Source organism: Thalassospira sp. (assembly GCF_030690045.1).
Classification (GTDB): domain Bacteria; phylum Pseudomonadota; class Alphaproteobacteria; order Rhodospirillales; family Thalassospiraceae; genus Thalassospira.
This window is the reverse complement of the sequence record NZ_JAUYHK010000019.1, coordinates 134434-141520: the sequence shown is the minus strand read 5'-3', so window position 1 is coordinate 141520 and position 7087 is coordinate 134434. Positions and strand designations below refer to the sequence as shown.

At 54.4% G+C, this 7087-nt stretch carries 11 protein-coding genes and 1 riboswitch; of the genes, 8 read left to right on the top strand and 3 right to left on the bottom strand.

What is annotated here, in order from left to right; all coding sequences use genetic code 11:
* Window positions 1-252 (top strand): hypothetical protein (locus Q8O73_RS16585; protein WP_305559309.1); only part of this gene is annotated, 252 nt, incomplete at its 5' end.
* A 6-nt stretch (window positions 253-258) separates the two neighbouring features.
* On the opposite strand, the gene Q8O73_RS16580 is transcribed toward Q8O73_RS16585, so the two are convergent.
* Window positions 259-726 carry a DUF123 domain-containing protein gene (locus tag Q8O73_RS16580; RefSeq protein ID WP_305559308.1) on the bottom strand — a complete coding sequence of 156 codons (468 nt, stop codon included), beginning with the start codon at window positions 724-726 and terminating at the stop codon, window positions 259-261.
* A gap of 154 nt (window positions 727-880) precedes the next feature.
* Here Q8O73_RS16580 and Q8O73_RS16575 point away from each other — a divergent pair, with 154 nt between their 5' ends.
* The 3 genes from Q8O73_RS16575 (at window position 881) to grxD (ending at window position 2529) form a co-directional block, all read left to right on the top strand.
* Complete coding sequence (locus tag Q8O73_RS16575; protein WP_305559307.1) at window positions 881-1114, top strand: BolA family protein; 234 nt, start codon at window positions 881-883, stop codon at window positions 1112-1114.
* Between the two features lie 87 nt (window positions 1115-1201).
* Window positions 1202-2110, top strand: coding sequence for an EamA family transporter RarD (gene rarD, locus Q8O73_RS16570; RefSeq protein ID WP_305559306.1), 909 nt, complete (start codon window positions 1202-1204; stop codon window positions 2108-2110).
* Between the two features lie 83 nt (window positions 2111-2193).
* Entirely contained in the window at window positions 2194-2529 is a 336-nt protein-coding gene (gene grxD, locus Q8O73_RS16565) for a Grx4 family monothiol glutaredoxin (protein WP_305559305.1), read from the top strand.
* Between the two features lie 134 nt (window positions 2530-2663).
* Here the strand turns inward: grxD and rpsD are convergent, their stop codons facing one another.
* Window positions 2664-3281 (bottom strand): 30S ribosomal protein S4, encoded by a 618-nt coding sequence (rpsD, locus tag Q8O73_RS16560; RefSeq protein WP_305559304.1) that lies wholly within the window; start codon window positions 3279-3281, stop codon window positions 2664-2666.
* A 299-nt stretch (window positions 3282-3580) separates the two neighbouring features.
* Between rpsD and Q8O73_RS16555 the strand changes: the two genes are divergently transcribed.
* Window positions 3581-4027, top strand: coding sequence for a hypothetical protein (locus Q8O73_RS16555; protein ID WP_305559303.1), 447 nt, complete (start codon window positions 3581-3583; stop codon window positions 4025-4027).
* 28 nt (window positions 4028-4055) lie between these two features.
* On the top strand, window positions 4056-4619 hold the full coding sequence (locus tag Q8O73_RS16550; protein ID WP_305559302.1) for a rhodanese-like domain-containing protein: 564 nt from the start codon (window positions 4056-4058) through the stop codon (window positions 4617-4619).
* A gap of 54 nt (window positions 4620-4673) precedes the next feature.
* Here Q8O73_RS16550 and Q8O73_RS16545 read toward each other — a convergent pair whose 3' ends face one another.
* On the bottom strand, window positions 4674-5459 hold the full coding sequence (locus Q8O73_RS16545; RefSeq protein WP_305559301.1) for an RNA methyltransferase: 786 nt from the start codon (window positions 5457-5459) through the stop codon (window positions 4674-4676).
* 32 nt (window positions 5460-5491) lie between these two features.
* Here Q8O73_RS16545 and Q8O73_RS16540 point away from each other — a divergent pair, with 32 nt between their 5' ends.
* Window positions 5492-5725, top strand: a complete 234-nt coding sequence (locus Q8O73_RS16540) for a hypothetical protein (RefSeq protein WP_305559300.1) — start codon at window positions 5492-5494, stop codon at window positions 5723-5725.
* Window positions 5726-5760: 35 nt separating this feature from the next.
* A riboswitch (guanidine-I (ykkC/yxkD leader) is annotated at window positions 5761-5869 on the top strand.
* 108 nt (window positions 5870-5977) lie between these two features.
* On the top strand, window positions 5978-7048 hold the full coding sequence (locus Q8O73_RS16535; RefSeq protein WP_305559299.1) for a putative urea ABC transporter substrate-binding protein: 1071 nt from the start codon (window positions 5978-5980) through the stop codon (window positions 7046-7048).
* Window positions 7049-7087: the final 39 nt, after the last annotated feature.

Genomic DNA, 7087 nt, shown 5'->3' with positions numbered 1-7087 from the left:
TCCTCTTGCGGGCACGCCCGTCGCCTTGTCTGTCCATGTAACGCTGCATCATCGCCTCTTTCCTCTGGCCCAAACGCAAAAACCCGCAAGGCACAAGGCCTTGCGGGTTTCGGTCCGGGCGGATTTATCCCCTTGACTTTTTTGTTATGCCACAGCGAAAAGAACAAATCAAGAACTTTTTTCAAAAAATCTGAAAAAACTTTGCCACCGCACCGCCACTCGATCAAAAACTATTTAAAAACAATATATTAATGACGATCAATCCGGCACATAAACCTGAAAAAAGGACATGGAAAACGCCGCAACATCCCCTTCCCACCACAACAAATGGCTTTGGCATTTTTTGCAATCCGAACTGCCAAAACCCGGCACCGGAATCGACATGCCGGGTATGGATGCCCCCTTTTCGCGCAAGGCACATTCATTGCCCCCCGGCACAACCCACACCGCCGACACCCGCCCCGCGCCGTTCGCGGTCAGTTCATCGACATGCCAGTGCGGTTTTTTATCCGTCCGGCAATGGCGTTTGACACGCGCGGCAATGCCGCCCGGCCCCCTCGCACTGCCGCAATAAAGATAGGTCCCTTTGCCAAGGATAACCCCGGCAAAACGTTTGTTTTGCAGCATCAAATCATGCGCCAGCTCAATCACCAAGACATAGGCCCCGGCGGCTTTGGGCAGATGCGCCAGCACATCATCATCAATCCGGTCATAAAAGGTGATCATAGGGACACTTTCATCATGGGGGCAGTCTTTGACCTTGCGCGAATTGACAGCCCCCCGGACGACAACATATACCAGAACCAGTACCTGTCATGTGCCCGGCGTTTTTTTCACCCGCACGCCGCACCGACATTGATCTTTACAAGGAAAAATAATCATGGCCATGGAAGCACATGAAATCGAAGAGATGATCAAGGAGGCCCTGCCCGACGCCCAGATTCGCATCGAGGATTTGCGCGGCGATGGCGACCATTACGCCGCCATGATTGTATCCGAATCCTTTCGCGGCAAAACAAGGGTCGTGCAACACCAGATGGTTTATGCCGCGCTCAAAGGCAAAATGGGCGGCGATCTGCATGCCCTCGCCCTGCAAACCTCCGCCCCGGAATAATCCCGCCGGAATTCCCCCGACCCAAAAATGCGGCGGGGGATTTTGCCTGCTTTGACAGCACCATAAACTGACCCTGGTTCACCTGACATGGCGACACCCAAAAAACCGGCCCTGATCGGCCCCGGACCGCTGGCCGGGCTGGTGGCGTTTCTGACATGGGGGTTGTCCGGGGTTTATTTCAAGGCGGTCGGTTTTGCCGGGGCGATGGAAATTCTCAGCCACCGGATTTTATGGTCCACCCTGCTGACGATTATTCTGGTCTTTGCGCTGGGCCGCCGCACTGCCCTGATGACCTTGCTGTCATCCTGGCGCACGGTCGGGATTTTGTTTGTCACCAGCCTGCTGGTGGCGGGTAACTGGCTGATTTATATCTGGTCGGTCAATCACGGCCATGCCCTCGAAGCCAGCCTTGGCTATTACATCATGCCGCTGATCATGCTGGTTCTGGGCCGGGTGTTTTTGAAAGAAACCCTGAACCGGGTTCAGATCATCTCGGTCGCCATTGTCGGCCTTGGGGTGTTGAACCTTCTGGTGTTTTTTGGCACCCTGCCATGGATCGCGCTTAGCCTTGCCACACTGTTTGGCTTTTATGGCCTGTTGCGCAAAATGATGCCCGCCGATCCGATTGCCGGGCTGTTTGTCGAATGTCTGTTATTATGCCCGGTCGGACTGGTTTATCTGGTCTGGCTGCAAGGCACGGGCAATATGACATTCCTGCACACCACACTGGTCAATGACCTGATGCTGGTCGGGTTGGGGGTGATGACGACATTGCCCTTGGTGATGTTTGCCTTTGCGGCGCGCAATATGCGGTTTTCCGCCCTTGGCCTGATGCAATATCTTAATCCGACCGTGCAGTTTCTGGTCGCAGTGTTGCTGTTTGGCGAGGTTTTCACCAATGCCCATCTGATCACCTATATTCTGGTGTGGGCGGGGCTGGCCCTTTTTACATGGGACAATATCCGCACAACCCGGCAATCACGCCGCAACAGTTGACATTGGGCGCATCCCCCGCCATATCTTCGCCCAGCATTCATTATCGTCGCGGCACCCGCCCGCAACAGACAAGGACAGACGCCATGACCGACAATCCGGTTTTCGACCGCATCCAGAAAGACATCGACAGCAACGACATCGTGGTGTTCATGAAAGGCACCGCCATGTTCCCGCAATGCGGTTTCTCCGCCGCCGTTGCCCAGGTTCTGGCGGAACTGGGCGTTCCGTTCAAGGACGTCAATGTTCTGGTTGATCCGGCGATCCGTCAGGGGATCAAGGATTTCTCGAACTGGCCGACCATTCCGCAGCTTTATGTCAAAGGCGAATTTGTCGGCGGTTGCGACATTGTGCGCGAAATGTACGCCAATGGCGAACTGGCCCAGCATCTGAAAGACAAGGGTGTGGCCGTCGCCGCATAACCCTGCTTGTCTGACAATTCTTAAAACGCGCCGTGATTTTTCCGGCGCGTTTTTTTGCGGGTAATCGCCCAACAAAAAACGCCCGCTGTTGCCAGCGGACGTTTTTTTTGAATTCGGCGTTGTCCGGTAACGGATTAACGCGAATAAAATTCGACAACAAGGTTCGGCTGCATCTGGACCGGATACGGCACTTCGGCCAGTTTCGGCATGCGCACGAAGGTGCCCTTGAAGGCTTTCGGATCAACGTCAAGATATTCGGGAATGTCGCGTTCCGACAGGTTGGCAGCTTCCAGAACCATCGGGATTTCGCGCGAAGCCTGTTTGACTTCGACAACATCGCCTTCCTTGAGCAGGTAAGACGGGATGGTGACTTTTTTGCCATTCACAAGGATATGGCCGTGGTTCACGAACTGGCGCGACGCGAAAACGGTCGGCACGAATTTCATGCGATAGACAACGGCGTCAAGACGCTGTTCGAGAATGCCGATCAGGCGTTCCGAGGTGTCACCGGTACGACGGCTGGCTTCTTTGTAATAACGGACGAACTGTTTTTCAGAAATATTGCCGTAATAGCCCTTAAGCTGCTGCTTGGCGAACAGCTGAATCCCGTAGTCGGTCGGCTTTTTACGGCGGGTGGCACCGTGCATGCCCGGACCATATTCGCGCTTGTTCAGCGGCGACTTGGCACGGCCCCACAGGTTTACACCAAGGCGGCGGTCAATCTTATGCTTTGCAGCAACACGTTTCGACATAATGGCTCTCTTTTTCTAAAAGTCGTTTTGTTGTTCCGGTAGTTTTTGCCAAATGGCGCAACGCCAATACAAAACGGGGACAAAGACACAGCCTTGCCCCACTTTCCCGGAAGTGAGGCGGAATATAGCGATCCTGCGCCCTGAGTCAAACGGAAATGCGCCCGCCTCGCCTGCCATCCTCGATAGTTCCCAAATCAACACCCAAACATAATCCGTGAAATTGATCAGGATCATTTCCGGATGTCATTTGATCCATTATATTAGAATATATTAATTTTAATATTCAGAAAGGATGCAAAATGACAAAGACACACAAATGGATCACCGGATTGGCAGTATCGGTTGCACTGGGCCTTGCCAGCATCATACCCGCCCAGGCAGATGATGACCCCGCCCGCGCCCTGATCATTCTGACCAGCCCATCCTTGCAAACTCAGGGTATGGCGATGGTTCTGGGCAATGCCATTCAGGCAGGCGGCACGCCAATTGACGTGCTGTTGTGCGACACCGCAGGCGACCTTGCCCTGAAATCCACGCAAAGCGAAACCCTGAAACCGCAAAATGTCACCCCCGAACAATTGATGGGCAAACTGATGCAGGGTGGCGCCAAAGTCAGCGTATGCGCCCTGTATCTACCCAACAGCCCGCATGATCAGGCCGATCTGCGCGACGGAATCACGGTTGCCACCCCACCCGCCATGGCCGCCCAGATGACGGCCGCAGGCAGCCGTGTCTATGCGTTCTGAAGTGCTTTCAAATCCGACGGAGTCTGTCATGAAACAATATCTGGCGGCACTGGTGCTCTGCGCACTGGCACTGGCACTCGCCCCGCTGTCACCCGCCCATGCCGACGATATGGGAATCAGCCCCCAGGCCACATATGAACTGAATAAGACCGATCAAAGCGTCCTGTTTATCGATGTCCGCGATCCGGTGGAAATCATGTTTGTCGGCTTTGCCGATGCAGTCGATCAAAACATTCCCTTTTTGCTGGTGGATCGCAGCAAGTGGGATGCCGAAAATGACCGGTTTTGGCTATATCAAAACCCCGATTTCGCCACCGAAGTCGAGGCCGCCCTTGCCGCCCGCGGGCTGGGCAAGGATGCAATGATCATCACCATGTGCCGTTCCGGCAGTGAACGGGGCGAACCCAGTGCACGGTTTCTGCGTGAAAACGGTTTCCCCAATGCCCGCTATGTCATTGGCGGGTTTCAGGGCGACAGCCTGAAAGAAGGCGATAAAAAAGGCATGCGCATTGTCAATGGCTGGCAAAACTCCGGCCTGCCGTGGCAGGGCAAACCCAATCCGGACAAGATTTATCGTCTGGATAACCGCTAAACAGCCCTTGCTATCCTTCCCTGCGACGGCCCCAACAGCCTGTCGCAGGGAATTTTATTTGGTGCCCGGTTTGTGTTTGGCCCCGCGCATCGCCGCAATCATCCCGCGGATGGTGTTGACTTCCTCATGAGTCAGACCCGCCCGATTGAAAATATTGCGGATATTATGTTCCAGAGACGGACGTTTGGCCTCCACCCGGAAAAAACCGGAATTATCCAGCTCCGTCTCCAGATGCACAAACATCCGTTCCAGTTCATCATGGCTAGCCGGGGTATTATCGGCCATTTTAATCTGGTAATCGGGGGTATTGTCACCCGCCTGCCACCATTCATAGCCAATCAGCAACACCGCCTGCGCCAGATTAAGCGAGGTAAAACCGGGATTAAGCGGCACAGTTACCACCGCATCGGCCATCGCCACATGTTCATTGCGCACCCCGGTGCGTTCCGGCCCGAACATCACACCGATTTTTTCACCGCGTGCCGCAAGGGCGCGCATTTCCGGGGCAAGACTGCGCGGGGTGAAAGTCACCTTGACGGCATCTCGGGTGCGTGCGGTTGTAACATAAACCCGGTTCAGATCGGCAAGTGCCTCGCGCTCTGTCTCGAACACCGTGGCATTATCAATCACAATATCCGCCCCCGACGCATTGGCCGTGGCGCGTTCATTGGGCCAGCCATCGCGCGGCCGGACCAAACGCAATTCCACCAGCCCACAATTAAGCATTGCCCGCGCCGCCTTGCCGATATTATCGCCCAGTTGCGGTTCAATCAGAATAATGACCGGCGGATTGGCGATCCCGCCTGTTTCCGGTGATCCCGGCGTCGGGATTTCAGTCATCCCCGGTTGTCTCCCAGCAAAACAGATAAAAGATGGCGGCACATGCCGCCCGGCGTTTCTTTACCAAATCACACCCCAAAGCGCCAGCGCATCACGCCTCGTATTTTTGGTCATTATTTAATCATAAATTAAAATTTGACTATAAATTGTTCAATTTTATCTTGATCCTGCGAGCAAAAAAGCAAAATACCCGCACTGCCTTGCAGCACACAAATGCAGGAAAACCGTTACATCCCGGCACAGATCAAGAGCGTCAGGGTGATTAATTCAAAACTGGCACAACCGTTGCTTCATTTTTTGGGTGCAGCGCATCTAGGGTTCCGGTTTCGCAATGAAATGCTGGTCCGAGAGATGCACGCCGGTCACGACTTCATAGACCGGTGACACGGCGGGACAAAATCCCGGGAGACAACTGCACAGGTTTGTCGCGCGCAAACCTTCTCCCGGTATGTGCGCATCAGCCTTTTGACAAAATTGTTGATCCCGGTGATCGGCATAACAGGCAGGAGCACATATTGATGATCCGGAAGTTATTCACGACACTCTCGCTGGCGGCCCTTCTGGGTGCAACCGCTTCGTTTTCCCCGGCCCTTGCCACCGAAAAGACCGATTTCAAGGTGTGCTGGTCGATTTATGTCGGCTGGATGCCTTGGGGCTATCTGCAAGATTCCGGCATTATGGAAAAATGGGCCGAAAAATACGATATCACTGTCGAAATCGTGCAGATCAACGATTATATCGAATCGATCAATCAATATACTGCCGGGGAATATGACGGCTGTTCGATGACCAATATGGACGCCCTGTCCATCCCGTCGGGCGGCGGGATTGATACCACCGCCCTGATCGTCGGCGATTATTCCAATGGCAATGATGGCATCATCCTGAAAGACAAGACCGCATTGGCCGATATTGCCGGGCAGAATGTCAATCTGGTTGAATTGTCGGTATCGCATTACCTGCTGGCCCGCGCCCTTGAAACGGTCGGCCTGTCGGAAATGGATGTGACGGTGGTCAACACATCCGATGCCGACATGATCGCCGCCTGGGCGACGGGCGATGTGACATCTGTGGTCACATGGAACCCGTTATTGTCGGAGATCGAAGGCCAGACAAACGCCACCAAGGTCTTTGACAGCGCCAATATTCCCGGTGAAATCATCGATGCAATGATGGTCAATACCGAAACCCTTGCCGACAATCCGGCCTTTGGCAAGGCCCTGACCGGAGCGTGGTTCGAATTGATGACCATCATCGCCTCTGACAGCGACGAAGGCAAGGCCGCCCGCACCGCCATGGCCGAGGCATCGGGCACCGATCTGGCCGGATATGACGCACAACTGGCAACCACCGAAATGTTCTTTGATCCGGCTGATGCGGTAAGTTTCACCAAATCTGCCGATTTGCCCAAAACCATGCAATTCGTCGCCGAATTCCTGTTTGACAAGGGCATTCTGGGCGAAGGCGCACCCGGCCCCGAATATGTCGGGGTACGTTTTGCCGACGGGGCGGTTTATGGCGATGAGGCCAATATCAAACTGCGTTTTGATCCGACCTATATGGAAATGGCCGCCAACGGCGATCTTTAGGCTTTGACACCCGGCGCAACCCGTAATGGCGCTGCGCCG